We start from the raw sequence: 19,555 nt of genomic DNA on the forward strand, positions 1-19,555 counted from the left end.
ACAGTCGAGAGGAGAGGCTCGAGACTCCGATCTCTAGACTCCGATCTCGAGCCTCCAGTCGGAGAGCTCCGAGGCTGAGAGTTGAGCCCGGATAGAAGCGAGAGGCCAGTGTCCTCGAGTTGGGAAGTCAGTGGTGCACGCTGACTTCTCGCTTCGAGAGCACTGGCCTCTCGTTTCTATCCGGGCTCGCTTCTGAGTCTCGCCGTTCGATTCTCCCGCTCAATGCTCGGGTCTCACCACTCGAATTCAGCGGTAGATTAAGTACGGCTTCACCATCGTCTCAAATCGCTTCGCGTCCGCGTCCCACTGCCTGATCAGCGCGTCGATCGTTCCCGCATCCACCGCCTTCGTGAGCTGATCGGTGCCGGCGAGGCGATCGATGCCCTTGATGCGCCCGGCGGCATTGACGCTCGGCTCGCGCCACGTGAACTCCTGCGGGTGGGCGGCCTTGAACGCGCGCAGCATGCGGATGCCCAATTCCACGGGGCGCACGCGGTTGCGGTCGGTCACGCCCACCTTGATCATCGGGATGGTCTTACCGCCGAACTTGTAGCCCGTCTCGATGGTGCGCGTGGCCGTGTCGAAGCGCACGCCGGGCAGCTTCATCGCGTTGAGTGTGGCCGCGATGGCGACATGGTCCTTGAGGTAGTCCGCGCCGATGAGCTGGAAGGGCGCATCCGTACCACGCCCTTCCGTGGCGTTGGTGCCCTCGAAGAACACCGTGCCGGGGTAGAGCAGTTCGGCATCGAGCGTGCGAAGGTTGGGCGACGGGTTCACGCGGGGCATGCCCGTTTCGTCGTACCACATGGAACGCCGGTAGTTCTTCATGGGCACCACTGTCACGCTCGCATTGAGCGCCTTGGTCCCCACGAGATACTTCATGAGCTCGCCGACGGTGAGACCATACCGCAGCGCCACGGCGTGCTGGCCCACGAGTGAACGGAACTTGAGATCGAGGATATTGCCCTCGAACCGATCGGCGCGAATGGGGTTGGGCCGGTCGAGAATGACGAGGGGCTTCCCTGCCGCTGCCGCTGTCAGCGCCAGCGTCCACTGATACGTGTACACGCGCGCGCCCACGTCCTGGATGTCGTACACGAGCACATCCACGTCCTTGAGCATGTCGGGCGTCGGCGTTTCGACCGCGCCGTAGAGCGAGTACACCTTGACGCCGGTCTTCGCGTCGACCGCATCGGCGATTTTGGCGCCGGCCTTGGCCTCACCGCGAATGCCGTGCTCGGGCCCGTACAATGCCGTGAGCTTTACGCCGGGCGCCTTGAACAACAGGTCGATGGTGCTCGTGCCCTGGCGATCACGTCCGGAGTGATTCGTGAGCAGGCCCACCCGCTTGCCGCGGAGGAGATGGAGCGAGTCGGAGAGCAGCACCTCGATCCCCGGAATCACATTGCCCTTGGCCTGCGCCGCCAGCGGGGCGTGGGGAAGGCACGCGGAGATCGCGGCGGCGAGCGCCGTGGTGGCCACCACGCGTGCTCGTCTGGTGAACGGACGCTTGAGCATGTCTGGGGAGGGAAAGGGTGGGATCGTCGGTGCACAGGTACGACTTCATATTCTACTCTTCGTGCGCCACTGCCGTTGTTTCCCTCCGGTTTCCCGCGTGTCACCTCATCCCCTGCGCTTCGGCGCCGATGTTCTGCTGAGTACTCCAAGACGGTGGCGGGAGTGGCGGCACGTGGCCTTGGTGACCAACGATGCCGCGCGCCTCGCGTCCTCGGAGCACACGCGGCCCCGTCTTGCCCTGCTCCAGGCCGGGCTCCCGCTTGTCCGGCTGTTTGGCCCCGAACACGGGCTCACGGCTGCCGCTGATGATGGCGCACGGGTCGACGACGGCACGGACCCGCTCACGGGTCTTCCGGTCGTCTCACTGTATGGCGAACGCATGCGTCCTGACGCGGCACATCTCGCGGGGCTCGACGCTGTGCTCTTCGATATCCCCGACGTAGGCGCTCGATTTTACACGTATGCCTGGACCTTGTGGCACGTGCTGCACGCCTGTGCCGAGGCGGGCATACCTCTCGTGGTGCTCGATCGCCCGAACCCGCTCGGTGGTATGCTGGAGGCAGCGGAAGGACCCATGCTCTCGGATGATTGCCGGTCGTTCATCGGTGAGGACGATATCCCCCTGCGGCATTCGCTCACGCTGGGGGAGCTTGCACGATTGTGGCAGCGGGAGCATTGCCCGAACGCACTGCTCGAGGTGATCTGCTGCGAGGCTTGGGAGCCGTCGCGTGCCTGGCCGGCCTTCGCGTTGCCGTGGGTGCCCACCTCGCCGGCGATGCCTGCGTTCGACAGCGCCATCTGGTATCCGGGCACATGCCTCTTCGAGGCGACCAACGTGAGCGTCGCCCGGGGAACCGATGCCCCGTTCACCACCATCGGGGCGCCGTGGATGAACGCCGAGGCGATCGCGCCGTCCATTCAGGTCGCCGGTGTGACGTGTTCGCCAACGACCTTTACTCCCGCTCAGGGGCCATATCGTGGCGAACGCTGCGAGGGTGTGCGACTCTCACTGGACGTCCGTGTCTTCGGAGCTCCGGCGATCGCCGAATTCGTGGCCCGTGATCATCGCCCCGTGGCCCTCGGTCTGCGCTTACTGCACGCCGTGAATAAGCAACACCCATCCGAATTCGCGTGGGCACCCTATCCCACTGCGGCCAATCCGTCGGGGCACAATCATCTCGCGCGGCTCATCGGCCGGCGCGAGGTGGCCGGCCTCATCGGCACCCTGACACACGAGCAGTCCGGGGCCACCATCGCTGAATGGACACGCGTTGACGACTGGCGATCACGCGTTGCTTCCATCCTGCTGTACGACCGGACACCCTGATTCACGGCGGCGGCGGTCCGCGTCGCCGCATCATGTTCTCGTGCATCGCGGCCATGCCCCGGGTTACCAGTTCGGTGACCTCCGCGGCATGCGCCTGCAGGAGGGATACCGTCACGCTGTCGTTTGAGGTCTCCGTGACCACCACGCCCTTCGCCGTATGCTCCACGAGGCGCGTGATCGAGGCCCCGCGCTGCAGCAGCCGACGTAGCGTCGGTGAGGCCGGCGGCACATCGAGATCCTGCGACTTCTCCACCAGCACACCGGTGGTGGCCACGTGGTGTCGTAACTGCACCACCATCACCGAGTCGTCGGACTCGGTAACGGTACGGACCCCGTTCGGCAACGTGGTCACCGTGCGCCGCAGCTTCTGATGATTCATCATCAGCTCGTGTACCCCCGGCATCACGGCCGCCGCGACGGTGTCGCGGCGCATGCCGGCCCCTCGTCCCATCATCCCCTGTCCGTGCACAATCGCCGGGGACGTCAACGCCAGTGATGCGGTGACCGCCACGATGGCGTTGCGGCACGTCATGAATGTGCCTTGTCTCATGTTCTCCTCCGGTAGATACACGTACAGTGCGTCGCACCGCTGGCCGGCGCCGTCGGCGGGCGCCCGGGGCCGCGTACAGGTTTTCCCCACAGTCCGCTGGGTCAACGCTGGACGAATGCCGGTACTCGCTGCCTCTTATGGGTATGCGACTTTCCACTCGTTTTCTCGCCCAGTTCGTTCTGGCGCTTTCCTGCGTGCTGCTGCCACGCGCCGCCTACGCCACCTGGTCTGTCATTGCCGTGGACATGGCGACCGGGCGCGTCGTCATCGCCTCCGCCACCTGTGTCGACCGCGACGATGCCTTTCTCAGCGGCATTCAGGCGGTGGTCGTGCCCGGCAAGGGCGTCGCGGCCTGTCAGGCCGGTGTCGACGGGACCCATGCCAACCAGATGCTCGTCTACCGCGAGTTGCAGAAGGGCACCGACCCCGCCCGCATCATCGAGATGCTGTCGGCCGATCCCGCCTTCCAGTCACGACAGTTCGGCATCGTCGATCTCACCGGTCGTACCGCGGGCCACTCGGGATTGTCGAACGGCTATGTGACGCAGGATATCCAGGGGCAGGTGCCGGGCACGCAGATCTACTACTCCATACAGGGCAACATCCTGCGCACCGGTGACGTGATCCCTAACGCCGTGCGTGCCTTCGTGCATACCAAGGGGGCGCTCACCGATCGTGTGATGGCGGCGCTCGAAACGGCTGACCAGTACGGTGGTGACAGTCGGTGCGTGTGTCCGCCATTGCCGGCCGACGGGAGTAAGCCCGCCATCGCCTGCGAAGGGCGCACGGCGTACATCGCGTACATCCTCATGGCCAACCGCGCCGATGTGAGCGGGGATTCGCACAGCAACGGGAAGTATTCCCTGTATCTCACCGTGGCCCAGCCCAATCAGCAGGGGCCGAACGTCATCAAGCCCGGTGAGAATCTGAATCCCGTGAAAACCCTGCGCACGCGCTACGACGCGTGGCGCAAGACGCAGCCGGCGTCCTACAAGTGAGGCAGCGCAACATGATCCGCTCGAGGTTGTTCCGCGGCGCCGCCATGGTGTTCGCACTCGTCACGGCCGAAGCCACGACAGCCGGTATCGCGCAGGCGCAGTCCCGTACGCCCATGCGCGTGCTCACCCTCACCACCACGGCATTCACCGATGGTGCGGAGATGCCACGGCGACAGGCGCAAAGTGGCCGCGATGTGTCGCCGGCGCTGTCGTGGAGCGGCGCCCCTGATTCCACCCGCAGTTACGTACTACTGGTGCACGACGCCGATGCGGCGATGGGCGATGGGACCGACGATGCCCTGCATTGGCTGGTCTGGAATATCCCCGGGACAGCGACATCTCTCGCGGAGGGCGTGCCGAGCGGCGCCCAACTCGCGGATGGCACGCGACAGATCAGCGTGAGCGGCCCGTACTATCGCGGCCCCGCAGCGCCCAGCACGGGGCCCGCTCATCACTACGTGTTCGAACTGTTTGCGCTCGACACCATGCTGAATGTGCCACCCACGGCCATGTCGCCGGCCGCCACGCGCGAGGCGATCATGCGCGCCATGGCAGGTCATGTGCGCGCGAAAGGCGTCCTCGTGGGGCTGTACCGCCGACCCGCCCCGTGATGGGGCGCGTCGGTTGCCGCTGGCGCTAGATCAAGTCGATCGTGAAGCGCACGGCCATTCCCTGCTCGACCGGCAACTCGTCGCTCTGCACGCGCACGGTCACATCATACTGACGCGCGGAGCCGATGATGAGACCTTCCGACAGGTGACCCATGCGCCGGGGGCTCCGGTACAGGAACACCAGTTGCGTGGCCGTCCGGCGCTCCACCACGAAGTGCGGCAACTCGGCATCCGGGTAGAGCTTGCGCACTTCCACGTGGATGTGGTCGTCGATACTGCTCAGAAAGTCGAACAGATTGTTGGCACGGCGATAGAAGTCCGGGAAGTCGCGGGCGAACGTATCGCTCAAGCGGTCGCCGAAGTCGCACACGATGTCGCGCACCGACGAATTGGTCCGCTCGGCGAGGGCTTCGCAGAGCGCCACCATTTCGGCGTGGTTGTATGTGCCCACGGCGGTGTAGGCACCACCGCTGGGCACATTTGCCGCGTCGATCATGTCGTCCACCATGTCGTCGCCGAATCGAGCCCCGACATAGTCAAGGAACTCGGTAAAGACCATGCCCTTCACGAGCGCAGCTCCCCGTGGCCCTGACGGCGATGGCTGCTGGCGCGCACGGTACGCTTCACGACGGAAAGAAAGGATGGCACGTCGAACGGCTTGTTCATGAGCATGAGCCCCGCTGTTTGAATGCGTTCCTGAACCGAGAGATCGTCGACGAATCCACTCACCAGCAGGACCGGTAGGGTGGGGTGCATGGCGCGGAGCGCGAGTGCCAGATCACAGCCGTTCATGCCGGGCATGCGCACGTCGCTGACGACCATGTCGAAACGCGTCGGCGTGTCGGTAAGCCGCTGTAACGCTTCCTCCGCGCTGTTTGCCTCGTCCGTTTCGAACTGCTGACGCTGCAATAGCGTCGCGACAGTGCGGCGAACGGCCGGATCGTCGTCGACGACGAGGACGCGCGCGCCGATCACCGGGTCGATCGGGGAGTGGTCAGCCCCTGGCGAAGGCTCGACTCTCGGTGTGGTGACACGCGGCAGCAGCACCCGAAACGTGGAGCCTTCACCGACCACCGTACGAATGGCAATGCTGCCCTTGGCCTGCCGCACCAGTGAATACACGGTGGCGAGTCCGAGACCATTCCCTTGCCCCACCGGTTTCGTGGAAAAGAACGGATCGAAGGCGCGCTGCGCCGTTTCAGCGTCCATCCCCTCGCCAGTGTCACTGACTTCGAGGCACACGTACTCGCCCGGCTCGAGCTGGAGCGTCCCGGCCTCGCCGACGGTAATCGTGCAGGGCGTGGCCGTGAGGCGCATCACGCCTCCATCTCGCATCGCATCCCGCGCATTGGCGGCGAGATTGAACAGCAGCTGATCAAGTCCCCCTCGCGTGAGCCGCACCGCGAGATCGGGCGAGACGTCGACGTGCAGCGCGACGCGCTCGGTGAGCAACCGCTGCAGCAGCGGACGAAACGTCGAGATGCTCAGGCCAAGGTCGATGTCGATCTCTTCGACCGCCGTCTTTCGGCTGAAAGCCAGCAAGCGCGAGGTGAGCTCCCGCCCACGCTGCACCGCGGAGATCAACTCGGCGAGGATCGCGCCACGCTCACCCACGTCGGCATCAGGCAACAGCGCGGCGGCCCCGCCAATGACCATCAACATGTTGTTGAAGTCGTGTGCAACGCCGCCGGCCAGTAACCCCACGGCTTCCATCTTCTGCGAGTGGCGCAACTCCTCCTGCATCGTCCGCATCTCGGCCGTGCGCTCTTCTACACGCCGCTCGAGATTGTCGGCCAGTTCCTGCAGCGACCGGTTGGACATGAACAGCTCGAGCGACTTCGATTCGAGCAGGCGCTCGGCTTCGCGCCGCGCTGTGCGCTCGCGTTCCACCCGTCGTTCCAGGCGCGCAATCCGCTCGATCGGATCTGCCGAATCAGGGTGATCACTCATTGGTGAAATATTCACCCCCGGATGCCCAGTTCGAGAAGAGGGAATGTGACATTCTGGTTTTTCCGTGTGGTAACTTCGCCGAAACGTGCCGCTCCACCCCTTTCATCCCCGGAGTCCCTATGCTGCGACTTGCCCTGGTCCTTGCGCTCGCCACCGTCTTTCCCACGATGCTCGAGGCGCAATCGCAGCAGTATGTCCGCTATCGATTCAACGGGAAGGTGGCCTACGGTCGACTCGAGGGGGCAACCATCGTGCAACTCGGCGCCGCGCCGTGGCTCGGCGGCACGCCCACAGGCGTCAAGGTCCCGCGGAGCGGCGTGGCGCTGCTCGCGCCGGCTACCCCGTCGAAGGTGATCGCCGTGGGGCTCAACTATCAGACGCACCTCGGGGAACGGTCCGCCGCCGCGTACCCCGGACTCTTTGCCAAATTTCCCACCTCTATCATCGCACACAACGACACTGTCGTCCTGCCTTCCGATGCGAACAACGTCCACTACGAAGGCGAGATGGTCATCGTGATGGGCAAGCGGGCGCAGAACGTGAGCAAGGAGCGCGCGAAGGAGTACGTGTTCGGCGTGACCACCGGCAACGACGTATCAGAGCGCGACTGGCAGAAGAGTGACCTGCAGTGGTTCCGCGCCAAGGCCGCCGATACGTTCGGACCGCTCGGACCCGTGATCGTGACGGGGGTGAACTACGACGACCTGCTGCTGGAGACCCGGCTCAACGGCAAGGTCGTGCAGTCGCAGCGCACGAAGGATCTCATCTTCAACGTGGCCGAGATCGTCAGCTACATCAGTCGGTACGTGACGCTGGAGCCGGGAGACGTGATCTACAGCGGCACGCCGGGCACCACCCAGCAGATGAAGGCCGGCGATGTGGTGGAAGTACAGTTGGAGAAGGTCGGGACGCTCAGCAATCCGGTGGTGAAACGGAATTAACCGTCGAGCGTCCTTTCAAGGGGCGTTGGTGCTTTCGGCGCGTGCTTGGCGCCGGCGATGACGCTTTCCTGTTTCCCGTTTTCGAAATTTCTTCTCCACACACCACCACCATGCGCTGGTCGAACGCTTCGCTCGGTTTCCGGCTGACCGCTGCCTTTCTCTTCGTTGCGGCGCTGACGTTCGGCGTCACGGCAACGCTCTTCGGCTTCCAGCAGGAACTCACCACCCGCACCCGCACCATCTATTTGGATCGCGTGGTGCCGCTGGGGCAGTTGAAGCTCATCAGCGACGCCTACACGGTGTCGGTGGTGGATGCGGCGCATAAGCGGCAGGATGGCCTGCTGCCAAGCAAGGTGGCGGGGGAAACGCTGGCGGCCGCGCGTGATACCATCCGGTCGCAGTGGGCCGCCTATCGCGCCACCTATCTGACCGTTGAAGAAGCCGCGCTCGCGGCCCGCGCCGACAGCCAGATTACGCGACTGGAGCCGGTACTCGAACGATTGAAGGCGGCGTACGCGGCCGACAGTACGCCAATGCTCAGCGAAATCCTGACCACCGCCCTGTACCCGGCGGTCGATCCGTTGTCCGCAACGTTGCACGATCTGGCCGCGCTGCAGCAGCGCGTCGCGGCCGAAGAATTCGCAAGCTTCGAAAAGACCGCCGCCCTTGAGAAGCAGGTGGCGATCGGCATCAGTCTTGCCGCATTCGCATTCGCGGTGCTTCTCGGACGTCGCATGGCGGGGCAGGTGACCGGGGCGCTTGGCGCCATCTCGACGACGGTCGGTGATCTGCGGACGCGACTGCAGCGGCTGCGAGAGGCGCTTGGCGAATTGGCTGACGGTCGCATCGTATCCGTTGCCGTGACGCCCCCCAAGGCGGTGACATACGCCCGTGAGGATGAGGTGGGTGCCGTCATCCGTGATGTAAACGTGATGGCGCAGAATACCGGCGATGCCGTGATGGCGCTGCAGACGGCGATGGCTCGCCTCCGGGACGCCACCGAGGAAATCGGCAAGGACATCGCCCTCGCGCGCTCTGGTGTGCTCGACGTGCGCACCGACGCGCCCGTACTGCCGGGCGTCTTCGGCGAACTGTCCGTTGGGGTGCGTTCCGTGGTGCAGACCATTGCGGAGCCGATTCGTGAGGCGAACGGCGTTCTTGCGGCAGTCGCGGAACGGGACGTGTCGGCGCGAATGGTCAGCCACTACACCAATGACCTTGCGGATCTCGAAACGGCGATCAATCGCGCCATCACCAATCTCGACGATGCCCTCGGCGAGGTGGCGATGGCAGTCGGCGAGCTGAGCTCGGTGGCCGAACAGATCGCGGGCAGTTCTGTGGCGCTGTCCGACGGGGCGACCAAGCAGGGGGTCGCCGTGGAAGCCATTGCCGGACGCTTGCGTGAGCTCAACAGCTCCAGCGAAGTCAATGCGCGCACCGCGGCCGACGCCGGTTCCCTCGTGGAGGCGAGCCGGGAGGCTGCGCGGGCAAGCGTAGGCACCGCCGACGAACTGGCGCGCGCCATGACCCGTATTGCCGAGGGAGGTGCGGCAACTGGCCGCATCGTGCACTCCATCGAAGAGATCGCGTTCCAGACCAACCTGCTCGCCTTGAACGCCGCGGTGGAAGCGGCGCGGGCCGGCGACGCCGGACGTGGCTTCGCCGTGGTGGCAGAGGAAGTGCGCGCGCTCGCCTTGCGGTCCGCCGCGGCGGCACGTGAGTCGACGGCGTTGATCGAAGCCGCGACGACCCAGACGCGGGAAGGCGAACAGCTCACGGCCCGCATGGTCTCGGCGCTGCGTGCCCTCGATGCGCGCATGGAATCGATCAGCCAGGTGTTCACGGCGCTCGCGGCCTCGAGCAGTGCGCAGCGGGATGCCGCCCACGTGGCGACGACCGGTGTGATGCAGGTGGAAGCGGTGACGCAGCAGGTGGCGGCGTCAGCCGAGGAGTCGGCCGCGGCCGCTGTGGAGATGCGGGCGCAGGCAGCGTCGCTCGATGGGCTCGTGTCCCAATTCGTGCGCACGGCCGCGTCGGCTGTGCGGCGGCGTGACCAACAGTACGCCTAGGACGGCACGCGAGCCCGCGCTGCACCGGTAGGTACGCCCAGCGCGGCGTGCCGCCGGAACACCGCGTCAGGATTGCGGCAGAGTCCGTGACCGCTCGATGTCCCGCTCGAGTTGATCGAGCACCGGCACGAGCTGACGCACCAGGACTTCGGCTTCCAGATGCACCGTGGGTCCCTCGAGGACTGCCATCTCATTCAGCATGGCACAGAGCCGGTAGCACTCCGTCGCCTCCATCTGGCCGGCTGCCGACTTGAACCGATGCGCGTGAAAGGCGAGGCCTCGCATATCATGTGACGCGATTGCCGTATCGATCCCGGCACGCGCTTCAGTGAGCGATTCGAGGAAGTGCGTCAGCACCTCCTGGATCGCCTCTTCGTCGTCCTCGAGCAGCTTGCGCAGTGCACGAAGGGGGAGCGGCGCCTCCTCGATCGACGCGGGCGCGGCCGTGGTCTCGGTCATCGGTTCGGCTGGTGTCGCGAGCGGCAGATGGTCGAGCCATGCTCCGAGGGTGTTGATGAGTCGCTCGGGGACGATCGGCTTGGCAATCACGTCGAGCATACCGGCCTCGAGGCACCGTTGCCGGTCGTCCTGACTGGCGTTGGCGGTCATGGCGAGGATCGGCACCGACGGATGCGCCGAAAGTGTCCGGATGCGATGCGTGGCCTCGATGCCGTCCATGACCGGCATCTGCACGTCCATCAACACGAGGTCGAACCCGTCTGAGCCGTCCAGCGCCTCGATCGCCTGCACGCCATCCGAGGCAATCGTCACCTGCAGGCCGGCGCGTTCGAGCAGTTCGCGCGCCACCTGCTGGTTGAACGGGTTGTCTTCGACCACCAGCACCCGCTGCCCACGAAAGCGCGGGGCGGTCCCTTCCGGACCTGCGGCCGTGAGTTCCGATGCCGACAGCACGGCTCCGGCGACCTCGAAGTCGAGGGCGAAGCGAAACGTGGAGCCTTCTGATGGGACACTGTGCATGGTCAACGCACCGCCCATCACCGTGAGGAGGCGCTGACTGATGGCCAGTCCGAGACCGGTCCCCCCGTAGAGTCGGGTGATGGACGAATCCGCCTGACTGAACGGGCGGAACAGGCGCTCACGCTGCTCCTCACTCACACCAATGCCGGTGTCGATCACCTGAAAGGCCACTCGGACCGAAGGCGTGGCCCTGAGACGGGCGGCGGCTTCCGCTTCGTGAGACGGCGGAGGCACGCAATCCACGGTCACGCGTACGCTGCCGGTCGGCGTAAACTTGACGGCATTGCCCACCAGGTTAGTGAGGATCTGCTGCAGGCGCAGCGCGTCCCCCTGGAGGTGCGTGGGAATCGCGTCGTCGAGCTCCATGGTGAGCGTCAGCCCCTTGGCGCGCGCCGCGTCTCCCACGATCGCGTCGACGCGGTCAAGCACGACGCGCAAGGAGAACGGTTCGCTTTCCAGCACGAGGGCGTCAGCGTCGGCCTTCGCGAAGTCCAGCACGTTGTTCACGAGGCCCAGCAGGCTCTGCGACGCCACCTCGATCTTGCCCACGTAGTCCCGCTGCTTCCCCGACAACGGGGTCTGCAGACACAAGTGCGAGAGCCCCACCAGGGCATTGAGCGGTGTGCGAATTTCGTGGCTCATATTGGCCATGAAGGCACTCTTGGCCCGATCGGCCGCCTCGGCCGCCTGCTTGGCTTCCAGCAGCGTGGCATTCGCATCCGTCATGCGCTGGCATGCGTCGCTGAGCGAGTCCCCCAACTCGCGCACAGCCTGCGCGAGGTTATCCACCTCGGTGATCCGCGACGAAATCGTCACCGGGACATCGTACTGCCCATCACGGAGGGCATTGGCGACGGTCGTAAGCTCCGCGATGGGGCGCGCCATCCCACGCGACACCAATAGCACGGCCAGCAGCGCCAGCAGGGTGATCCCGAGCAGCGCGCCGTACAGCGAGCGGTTCAACGCCGCGATCTCCTGCTCGATCTGCGACTGCGACATGGCGACCACCAGTGCACCGCGTATCGCTGCCGTGCGAACCGGTGCTCGTGCCCGCAGGTGGAGACTGTCGCTGCGGGACAGTACGAGAGCCGCCGGAGTGTTACGCGGATACACGGCAAGGACATGCGCGCTGTCAGCGCCAGGGCCCTGCTGCAGGATGGCGACCCAGGCGAAATCGTGCGCCGTCGTGGTGACCTCGATGACGCGGTCGAGGGACCCGCGCTGTTTGCGCTCGATAGCCAGTTCCACACCGAGCGCGGCGGCCTTGGCCGACTCGGTCATGCGACCGGTGATGCTCCGGCGCACGAGCGTTACCTGCCGCGCCGCATACACCGAACCCAATGCCGTCAGCGCGCACGTGAGCACGACAGCCAATGGTAGCCAGATGCGGAAGCTGATGCTGTTGAGCATCGCGCGCAGGCGCGGTTGCCTGCTGGTGCGAGGAACGCTCATGCGGGCCTCATTACCCGTTCGCTGAATGCGCAGGCAGCCACTTGGCCAGCGTCACATACATGTGGTCGGGATCGATGGGCTTGGGCTCGAAATCGTTCATGCCGGCCTCGATGCAGAGGCGACGGTCTTCGGCCATCGCATTCGCGGTCATGGCGATGACGCGTGTGCCCATGAGGGCCGGGGTCGCCCTGATCTGTCGTGTGGCGGCGTACCCGTCCATCTCCGGCATCTGCACGTCCATGAGCACGAGGTCGAACGGGGCCTCGTGCTCGAGCGCGTCGAGGGCAAGGAGCCCATTCGCGCAGAGCGTCACGCTCGCCCCGACCTTGGTGAGCAACTTCTTGATCACCACCTGGTTGAAGGGGTTGTCTTCAGCCACGAGGATGCGGGAACCGGCCAGCCGGCTTCGCGCTGCGGCCACGTCGACGGTGTTCCCCGCCGGCTCCTCCGGCGTCTCGAGTGAAGCCGCGGTGAACCACGCCGTGAAGGCGAACATGCTCCCTTGCCCGACGGTGCTCTCGACCCAGATCTCGCCCCGCATCAACTCGACGAGTTGTTTGGCGATCGCGAGACCGAGCCCGGTGCCACCGTGCCGCCGGGTATTGGAGGCATCGGCCTGACTGAACGGCTGAAACAGCGTGTCGATCTGCGCCGCACTCAAGCCGATGCCGGTATCGTGCACGCGAAACTCCAGCGCGAACCGGCCGTCGTCCAACGCGGGTGCCGACACGGGGCGACGGATCTCGACGCGCACTCCGCCGCGCTCTGTGAACTTCACCGCATTCCCGGCGAGATTGAGCAGGATCTGTCCCAGCCGAAGCGCGTCGCCGGCGACGATCGCTGGGACGTCTGCGGCAACGTGCATGTCGAAGCGCAAGGCCTTTTCGCGTGCCAGATGTCCGCAGATACCGTCGACCTGATCGAGCGTGGCCTGCAGCGCGAAGGGCCGCAGTTCGAGTTCCACTTTCCCGGCGTCGATCTTCGAGAAGTCGAGAATGTCGTTGATCACCGCCAGCAGGTCTTTCGACGATCGGTGCACTCGCGTCAGGTAGCCGTGTGCCTGTTCCGTCAGCTCCTCCTGCAGGCACAGATACGACATGCCGATGATCGCGTTCATCGGCGTGCGAATCTCGTGGCTCATATGCGCCAGGAACTGACTCTTGGCCCGGTTCGCCTGGTTGGCGTACTCCACCGCCATTTGCATTTCGGCGATCTGGCGCTCGGCCGCCAGATGTTTCCGCCGTTCCGTGAGGTCGCGGACGGAGACGATGTCCGACGATGCCTGGAGACCGGAGGCGCGCGCCACGGTGAACTCGGCATCGAAGGTCGTGCCGTCGAGATGCCGCGCGACCCCTTCGTGCACCGTGTTCGGCGGATCGGTGCGACTCAGTGTGCGCCATCGCTCGGCTTCGGGGAGGACGGCCGAGAGTAGGCATCCCTGCAGGGTGCCGAAGAGAGTGTGTGCGCGGGCGTTGGCGATGGTGACCACGCCGTCGCTGTCCACGACGAGGAGCGCGTCGGGGCTTTGGTCGAAGAGGGCGCGCAGCGTCCGCTGCGTGCTCGTCTGCGTGATGAAAGCGCCGAGCAGCTGTGCAACCTGCTCGAGTAGACGCGGGAGGCGATCGTAGCCCGGGTAGGTGTGCGACCCGGCGAATTCGATGACGGCGAGCACGCCTTCGCTCCCGAGTACCGGTACGGCGCACACGGTGCGGATTCCGGTCCGGAAGGCCACGTCGGCGCGTCGTGAGAGGCGGCCGGAGCTGTCGTTCATCCAGAAGTCGGTGCGCTGGCAGGGCGCGGCCGTTCCCCAAGCGACACCGGGGGCGCCGACACCCTGCAGCCACTCCGTTCCGCCGCCAAACAACAGCGTCGAAGTGATCTGGACCCATTCCTCGAACGGCGCCGCCGACGCGGCTCCGGTCACGAAGTGCAGCGCGGAGTGCCCGGGCTCCACCGTCCACACGCAGGCCGCGCGCACGTCGAGGATGCCGACGAGGGTATCGGTGACGAGGCGCGCAGCCTCCTCGATGGAATGGCACTGCAGCAATCGATCGCCCACCAGCCGGGCCACGGCTGCGTGGCTGCTGGCGATCCGGAGTTCGGTGACATCCGTGTGCGTGCTGATGTACCCGGCCGGTCGTCCGGCGGCGTCGTGAATCGGGGCGCCCTCGACGAGCGCCCAGTACTGCTCGCCGGATTGGCGGTAGTGCAGAATCTCCGCCGAGGTGGGGCGTCCCTCGGCGCGTGCCAACGCCAGCGCATCACGGACCTCGCGGGCCGTATCGGGGCCATTGAGCAGCTCGTCCACCGGGCGTCCGACCACGTCCGCCAGCGCGTACCCCGTGTGCCGGCAGAATGGTTCGTTCACCCATTCGATGCAGTCGCGCGTGTCCGAGACGATCACGAGGCTGCGCGTCCGCTCCGACAGCGCGCGGAGCACTTCCGCCTGGCGCAGTGCGTCGAGGTGCATCACGACCGTTGAGGGCGATGCCGCGAATTCGCGCCAGTCACGAAACGGTCATCGCGCGCGCGCGTCGTCCGCGAGGGTGTACGTGCCGGTCAGTTCGGCGCGGGCGAGGACATGCCCCTCGATGGCCTGTCGAACGGTGCGGCCATCGACCACGTCCTCCACCGGGCACCGCGCCACGTCGAGCGCGTACAGGGTGAACGTGTACGGGTGGATGACGGTGTCGTTGAAGGGCGGGCAGGGGCCATCATAGCCGAAGTACCGTCCCTCCATGGCTGGATCGCCTGTGAACCAGAGGGTGTAATCGTTGGTCCCGTGCCGGCAGCCGTTGGGGGCTTCGGGGCCCGGCTTGCCGTGCGGCTGGATGCCCTCGGAGCCAAAGCCCTCGGGGATCGCGCGCGCATCGGCGGCGAGGTCCATCAGCACCCAGTGAAAGAAGTCGAAACGCGGCAGGTCGAACGGCACCCGGCGGTCGTCTTTGTTCACGTCGTCGGCGACGGTGGGGACTTCCGGGTCGTGGCAGAGGAGTACGAAGCTCTTCGTGCCTTCCGGCACCTCGGACCACACAAGAGCCGGGGACCGGTTGCTGGAGAGCGCCATGCGGGTGGCGGGGTCCGGGCGCGCGAAGGCGAACTCCGGTGGGATGGCGGCGCCGTGGGCGAAGGCGGGGGACTCGAGCTTCAAGCGGATACCTCGCAGGGTGGGGGCCGATGGCGCAGGCTCGATGCCAATCGCCGCGCCTGTGAGTGCACGACGCTCCGGCATTTTCCGCGGTAACGAATGCCCACCTTACTTCTAGGGCCCCCAGGGGAGCCGCGCAAGCTGTTCCGGGGTTCCGGGGCCGCCGCTCTGCGGCGAGGGAGGGGCGCGTCGACGTCGCCGATGGGGCAAACAAAAACCCCGCACCGACCGAAGTCGATGCGGGGTCTCTATTTATCACAGTCGGGGCGACTGGATTTGAACCAGCGACCTCCTGCTCCCGAAGCAGGCGCTCTACCGGGCTAAGCTACGCCCCGTGCGATACTCTGGTGCACCTACTCAACCAACAACGCGCCTGGAAGGACTCGAACCTCCAACCTTCTGATCCGTAGTCAGATGCTCTATCCAATTGAGCTACAGGCGCAACGGACCACCACCAACGCACACCGAAGTACCGCACTTGCTACCTCATGCTCCCAGCGCCGCCTGGCGAGGGACCCGCAACCTAGTGCCTCAGAGCGATCGTCGCTACTGCCCAATCGTTCCAGCGACACCTGGTTCCTGCACCAACAGTGGGTCGTACAAGACTCGAACTTGTGACCTCCACGATGTCAACGTGGCGCTCTAACCAACTGAGCTAACGACCCTCGACATCGGACCTGCAGAGCGGGAAACGGGACTCGAACCCGCGACCCCAACCTTGGCAAGGTTGTGCTCTACCAACTGAGCTATTCCCGCATGAACCGGAGTGGCGAACACGTCGCACCACCGGGCGCCTCGTTTTGCATGACGACGGTCAGAACGACCGAGCCAGCAATCCGGGGCATGGAGCCGAGGGGAATCGAACCCCTGACCTCTTGAATGCCATTCAAGCGCTCTCCCAACTGAGCTACGGCCCCGGTCCCTGAACCTCGTCGCCGCGAACCAGCAGGGCTGGCGTCGTGCAGCAGGGTCTCAGGAACCGCGCAGTCTAGTTAGGTGTATGTCCTGCGTCAAGCAGACTCCCAGAAATCACACTGGCGCTTCCCCAACGCTGGCGTATCTTGCAAGGCTACCCCCGTTCCGCTGTCGCTCCCGCTGATCCTTTGGCGAGTCGGCAGGGCGGGCGGGTTGCAACTCGCTACACTGGGCGTGTGCCGGCGCCGATGCCAGGCCAGCCGACCCCCACGTGGCTGCTGCTGTCACTGCTCCTTTTTTCGTCTCTTCAGCAGGGATGATGTCTCATCCCAAGGTCGCTTAGCACATCATGACCGAAGTCAAGCGGAAGCGCCGTCGTGCGGCCCCCGCGGGCATTGCGCCCAGCGAGCCGGAACGCGACATCCTCGACCAGTATCTCTACGAAGTCTCGACGTATCCGCTCCTCAAGGCCGCGGAAGAAATCGAGCTCGCCAAGAAGATTCGCGCTGGTGATCAGGACGCGCTCCAGGAGCTGGTGAAGCGCAACCTCCGCTTCGTCATTTCCGTCGCCAAGAAGTATCAGAACCGCGGCCTGCCCCTCATCGATCTCATCGGCGAGGGCAACGTCGGGCTGCTCACCGCGGCGCGAAAGTTCGATCCCGATCAGGGCGTGAAGTTCATCTCCTACGCCGTGTGGTGGATCCGTCAGGCCATCCTGTCGTCGCTCGCGCGGCAGGGCCGCACCGTGCGCGTGCCGCTCAACCGGACCGCCGACCTCTCGCGCATCATCAAGGCGTCGGAGATCCTCCGCCAGAAGCTGCGCCGTGAGCCCTCCCCCGAGGAGCTCGCGCAGGTGACCGGCCTGTCCGTCGACGTCGTGCAGTCGCTCGCCGCGCTCAACACCGGCGACGTGCGTCTCGATGCGCCCATGGATCCGGACGGCGACCGCTCGCTCATCGAGCGCTTCGTCGCCGATGAAATGCCGGACACGGAAGAAGAAGCGATGAACCGCTTCCTCACCGACGAAATCGAGCAGGCACTCTCCACCCTGCCGCCGCGTGATGCGAAGGTGCTGCGCCTCTACTTCGGGCTCGAAGGCGGGCGTGAGCATACGCTCGAGGAAATCGGGTCCATGCTCGGCGTCACCCGTGAACGCGTGCGCCAGCTGCGCGACCGGGCGCTCAAGCGCCTGCGCGAGGGAGACGTGGGGCGCGCGCTGGGCAGCTTCGCCGCCTAAGACGTACCACCGGTGAACAGACAGGGGGCGGTCGAATCACTTCGGCCGCCCCCTCTGTCGTATACACGGCCTCTGCCGCTTAGGCTCGCCGGCGACGCCTGGCGGCCACCACCATCGAGATGAGGCCCGCGCCAAGGAGTGCGCCGGACGATGGTTCGGGAACCTCGGCCGCCTGGATGAAAGCGCCGCCTTCAGGATTGTCTGGCGTCGTTCGTGTTGTCGACAGTGAGAACGAGTACGACCCCGGGGCGAACAGCGCCTGGCCTTTGCTCAACCGCTCATCGTTCCACGCAGCATCGCCACTCTCGCAAGAAGCGAGATCACCGTCCGTCCCAAATGCGCCCGTCGCGAGGGAGCCGGTCGTCGTGCCGGTCCACGAGAGCAAAAACTGGTCACCGATCAGGCAGACATCGGTGACTCGGATCCGGAACGGATTGAGAGACGACACCCCGAACGAGTCGAAGGGGCTCAAGGCCGGTCCGCTTTCATTCCAGAAAAAGACCTGCCACGTGCCGTCCACGGGCAGCTGCGCCCTCGCGAAGGCCGGCGTGACGCAGGCAAGCAACGCGGCCGTAGCGGTGTTGCGGAACAGGGACCAGCCGATGCGACGTCGCACCCGGGACCTCGGTCGATGTTGAAGTTGTGGACAAGTGCACCCCAAAACGGCCCCATCCATCAAGCTTTGTGCCGACGAATCGGTACGTGTGTAACGGGCCGAACAAGAAATACTTCCAGATAACGGAACGACGAAAGCCGCCACGTGGTGTTGTCTGGTGGCACCGATGTCGTGGTCGGCATGCCACTGCGGAGCGGCATGCCTAGCGATGGCGCGGCACCGGTGTCATATTTGTGATCCCATGATCGAATTCCGCAACGTCCACAAGGCTTTCGGCCCCAAGAAGGTGCTCCGCGGCTTCTCCCTCCAGGTCAACGAGGGCGAAACCATGGTCATCATCGGTTATTCGGGTACCGGCAAGTCGGTCGCCATCAAGCACATCGTCGGCCTCCTCGAGCCCGACGAAGGCGAGGTATGGGTGGACGGCCTGCGGGTCGATCAGCTGTCCCGGAAGGATCTCTATGCCCTCCGCGGCAAGATCGGGTACGTGTTTCAGTTTGCGGCGCTCTTCGACTCCATGACCATCGGCGAGAACGTCGCCATGGGATTGCGCAAGCAGGGCGAGCTGTCGGAAAAGGAAATCGTCGCGCGCGTCGACGAGGCGCTGCGCTTGGTCGACCTCCCCGACGTGCAGAACCGCATGCCGGCCGAGCTCTCCGGCGGCATGCGCAAGCGCGTGGGGATCGCGCGCGCCATTGCGCTGCGCCCCAAGTACATCCTCTACGATGAACCCACCACCGGGCTCGACCCGGTTACTTCGGCCACCATCGACCAGCTCATGGTGCGCATGCGCGAACAGCTCGGCGTCACGGGGATCGTCATCACGCACGACATGCGCAGTGCCTACACCGTAGGCACGCGCATCGCTATGCTGTACGAGGGGAGGGTGCACGCCGTGGGGACGGTCGACGAGATCCAGCACAGCACGGACCCCTTGGTGCGGCAGTTCGTCGAGGGTCGGGCCACGATTGACGACGATGCCCCGCTGATCGCTGGTCTCCCCGGCAGCTTGCCGCCGGACGCCGTCACGACACCGCACCGGTAACCGCCGGCCATGTCGCAGCCCGCGCGCAACCCGCACCGTACCCCGGAGACGTCGTCGCCCGATGGCGCCGACGGGCGCAAGCGCCCGCGCGCGAAGCTCGAAACGTCGGCCGGCGGGGTCGTGTATCGCCTGCACAACGGCGAGCCGCTGTTCCTCCTCATTCGCGACAGCTACAAGAACTGGGGGTTTCCCAAGGGGCA

Annotated in this window: 15 protein-coding genes, 5 tRNA genes and 1 pseudogene; 8 read left to right on the plus strand and 13 right to left on the minus strand. The window is 65.5% G+C overall.

The window, feature by feature from the left end; genetic code table 11:
* Nucleotides 1-246 precede the first annotated feature (246 nt).
* Nucleotides 247-1,518 (minus strand): exo-beta-N-acetylmuramidase NamZ domain-containing protein, encoded by a 1,272-nt coding sequence (locus tag ACIQ6O_RS00510; RefSeq protein WP_396205811.1) that lies wholly within the window; start codon nucleotides 1,516-1,518, stop codon nucleotides 247-249.
* 172 nt (nucleotides 1,519-1,690) lie between these two features.
* On the opposite strand from ACIQ6O_RS00510, the gene ACIQ6O_RS00515 reads away from it, so the two are divergent.
* The gene (locus tag ACIQ6O_RS00515; protein ID WP_396205812.1) at nucleotides 1,691-2,845 is read left to right on the plus strand and encodes an exo-beta-N-acetylmuramidase NamZ domain-containing protein; all 1,155 of its coding nucleotides are present in this window, start codon (nucleotides 1,691-1,693) and stop codon (nucleotides 2,843-2,845) included.
* Between the two features lies 1 nt (nucleotide 2,846).
* Here the strand turns inward: ACIQ6O_RS00515 and ACIQ6O_RS00520 are convergent, their stop codons facing one another.
* Nucleotides 2,847-3,395 (minus strand): hypothetical protein, encoded by a 549-nt coding sequence (locus ACIQ6O_RS00520; RefSeq protein WP_396205813.1) that lies wholly within the window; start codon nucleotides 3,393-3,395, stop codon nucleotides 2,847-2,849.
* Nucleotides 3,396-3,538: 143 nt separating this feature from the next.
* Here ACIQ6O_RS00520 and ACIQ6O_RS00525 point away from each other — a divergent pair, with 143 nt between their 5' ends.
* A complete protein-coding gene (locus ACIQ6O_RS00525; RefSeq protein ID WP_396205814.1) occupies nucleotides 3,539-4,393 on the plus strand; it encodes a DUF1028 domain-containing protein in 855 nt (284 codons plus the stop codon).
* A gap of 11 nt (nucleotides 4,394-4,404) precedes the next feature.
* Nucleotides 4,405-5,004, plus strand: coding sequence for a YbhB/YbcL family Raf kinase inhibitor-like protein (locus tag ACIQ6O_RS00530; protein WP_396205815.1), 600 nt, complete (start codon nucleotides 4,405-4,407; stop codon nucleotides 5,002-5,004).
* A 25-nt stretch (nucleotides 5,005-5,029) separates the two neighbouring features.
* Here the strand turns inward: ACIQ6O_RS00530 and ACIQ6O_RS00535 are convergent, their stop codons facing one another.
* The gene (locus ACIQ6O_RS00535) at nucleotides 5,030-5,563 is read right to left on the minus strand and encodes a heme NO-binding domain-containing protein (protein ID WP_396205823.1); all 534 of its coding nucleotides are present in this window, start codon (nucleotides 5,561-5,563) and stop codon (nucleotides 5,030-5,032) included.
* A 5-nt stretch (nucleotides 5,564-5,568) separates the two neighbouring features.
* Nucleotides 5,569-6,954 (minus strand): response regulator, encoded by a 1,386-nt coding sequence (locus ACIQ6O_RS00540; protein WP_396205816.1) that lies wholly within the window; start codon nucleotides 6,952-6,954, stop codon nucleotides 5,569-5,571.
* 119 nt (nucleotides 6,955-7,073) lie between these two features.
* Here ACIQ6O_RS00540 and ACIQ6O_RS00545 point away from each other — a divergent pair, with 119 nt between their 5' ends.
* On the plus strand, nucleotides 7,074-7,895 hold the full coding sequence (locus ACIQ6O_RS00545; RefSeq protein ID WP_396205817.1) for a fumarylacetoacetate hydrolase family protein: 822 nt from the start codon (nucleotides 7,074-7,076) through the stop codon (nucleotides 7,893-7,895).
* A gap of 110 nt (nucleotides 7,896-8,005) precedes the next feature.
* The gene (locus ACIQ6O_RS00550) at nucleotides 8,006-9,964 is read left to right on the plus strand and encodes a methyl-accepting chemotaxis protein (protein ID WP_396205818.1); all 1,959 of its coding nucleotides are present in this window, start codon (nucleotides 8,006-8,008) and stop codon (nucleotides 9,962-9,964) included.
* A 66-nt stretch (nucleotides 9,965-10,030) separates the two neighbouring features.
* Here ACIQ6O_RS00550 and ACIQ6O_RS00555 read toward each other — a convergent pair whose 3' ends face one another.
* The 8 genes from ACIQ6O_RS00555 to ACIQ6O_RS00590 form a co-directional block, all read right to left on the minus strand.
* Nucleotides 10,031-12,394, minus strand: a complete 2,364-nt coding sequence (locus ACIQ6O_RS00555) for a response regulator (RefSeq protein WP_396205819.1) — start codon at nucleotides 12,392-12,394, stop codon at nucleotides 10,031-10,033.
* Between the two features lie 10 nt (nucleotides 12,395-12,404).
* A complete protein-coding gene (locus tag ACIQ6O_RS00560; RefSeq protein WP_396205824.1) occupies nucleotides 12,405-14,864 on the minus strand; it encodes an ATP-binding protein in 2,460 nt (819 codons plus the stop codon).
* A gap of 48 nt (nucleotides 14,865-14,912) precedes the next feature.
* Nucleotides 14,913-15,545, minus strand: coding sequence for a YbhB/YbcL family Raf kinase inhibitor-like protein (locus tag ACIQ6O_RS00565; protein WP_396205820.1), 633 nt, complete (start codon nucleotides 15,543-15,545; stop codon nucleotides 14,913-14,915).
* A gap of 258 nt (nucleotides 15,546-15,803) precedes the next feature.
* Nucleotides 15,804-15,877 (minus strand) — tRNA-Pro (locus tag ACIQ6O_RS00570).
* A 33-nt stretch (nucleotides 15,878-15,910) separates the two neighbouring features.
* Nucleotides 15,911-15,984: transfer RNA gene (locus ACIQ6O_RS00575), tRNA-Arg, on the minus strand.
* Nucleotides 15,985-16,133: 149 nt separating this feature from the next.
* Nucleotides 16,134-16,207: transfer RNA gene (locus ACIQ6O_RS00580), tRNA-Val, on the minus strand.
* An 18-nt stretch (nucleotides 16,208-16,225) separates the two neighbouring features.
* Nucleotides 16,226-16,298 (minus strand) — tRNA-Gly (locus ACIQ6O_RS00585).
* An 88-nt stretch (nucleotides 16,299-16,386) separates the two neighbouring features.
* Nucleotides 16,387-16,459: transfer RNA gene (locus tag ACIQ6O_RS00590), tRNA-Ala, on the minus strand.
* Between the two features lie 347 nt (nucleotides 16,460-16,806).
* On the opposite strand from ACIQ6O_RS00590, the gene ACIQ6O_RS00595 reads away from it, so the two are divergent.
* Nucleotides 16,807-17,694: an RNA polymerase sigma factor RpoD/SigA gene (locus tag ACIQ6O_RS00595; protein ID WP_306520846.1), complete on the plus strand. Its 888-nt coding sequence runs from the start codon at nucleotides 16,807-16,809 to the stop codon at nucleotides 17,692-17,694.
* 79 nt (nucleotides 17,695-17,773) lie between these two features.
* Here the strand turns inward: ACIQ6O_RS00595 and ACIQ6O_RS00600 are convergent, their stop codons facing one another.
* Complete coding sequence (locus ACIQ6O_RS00600; protein WP_396205821.1) at nucleotides 17,774-18,214, minus strand: PEP-CTERM sorting domain-containing protein; 441 nt, start codon at nucleotides 18,212-18,214, stop codon at nucleotides 17,774-17,776.
* 337 nt (nucleotides 18,215-18,551) lie between these two features.
* On the opposite strand from ACIQ6O_RS00600, the gene ACIQ6O_RS00605 reads away from it, so the two are divergent.
* On the plus strand, nucleotides 18,552-19,355 hold the full coding sequence (locus ACIQ6O_RS00605; protein ID WP_396205822.1) for an ABC transporter ATP-binding protein: 804 nt from the start codon (nucleotides 18,552-18,554) through the stop codon (nucleotides 19,353-19,355).
* Between the two features lie 9 nt (nucleotides 19,356-19,364).
* Nucleotides 19,365-19,555: pseudogene (locus ACIQ6O_RS00610) on the plus strand (hypothetical protein); the annotation flags it as partial.

Origin of the sequence: Gemmatimonas sp. (assembly GCF_044345575.1) — a bacterium.
Taxonomy (GTDB): domain Bacteria; phylum Gemmatimonadota; class Gemmatimonadetes; order Gemmatimonadales; family Gemmatimonadaceae; genus Gemmatimonas.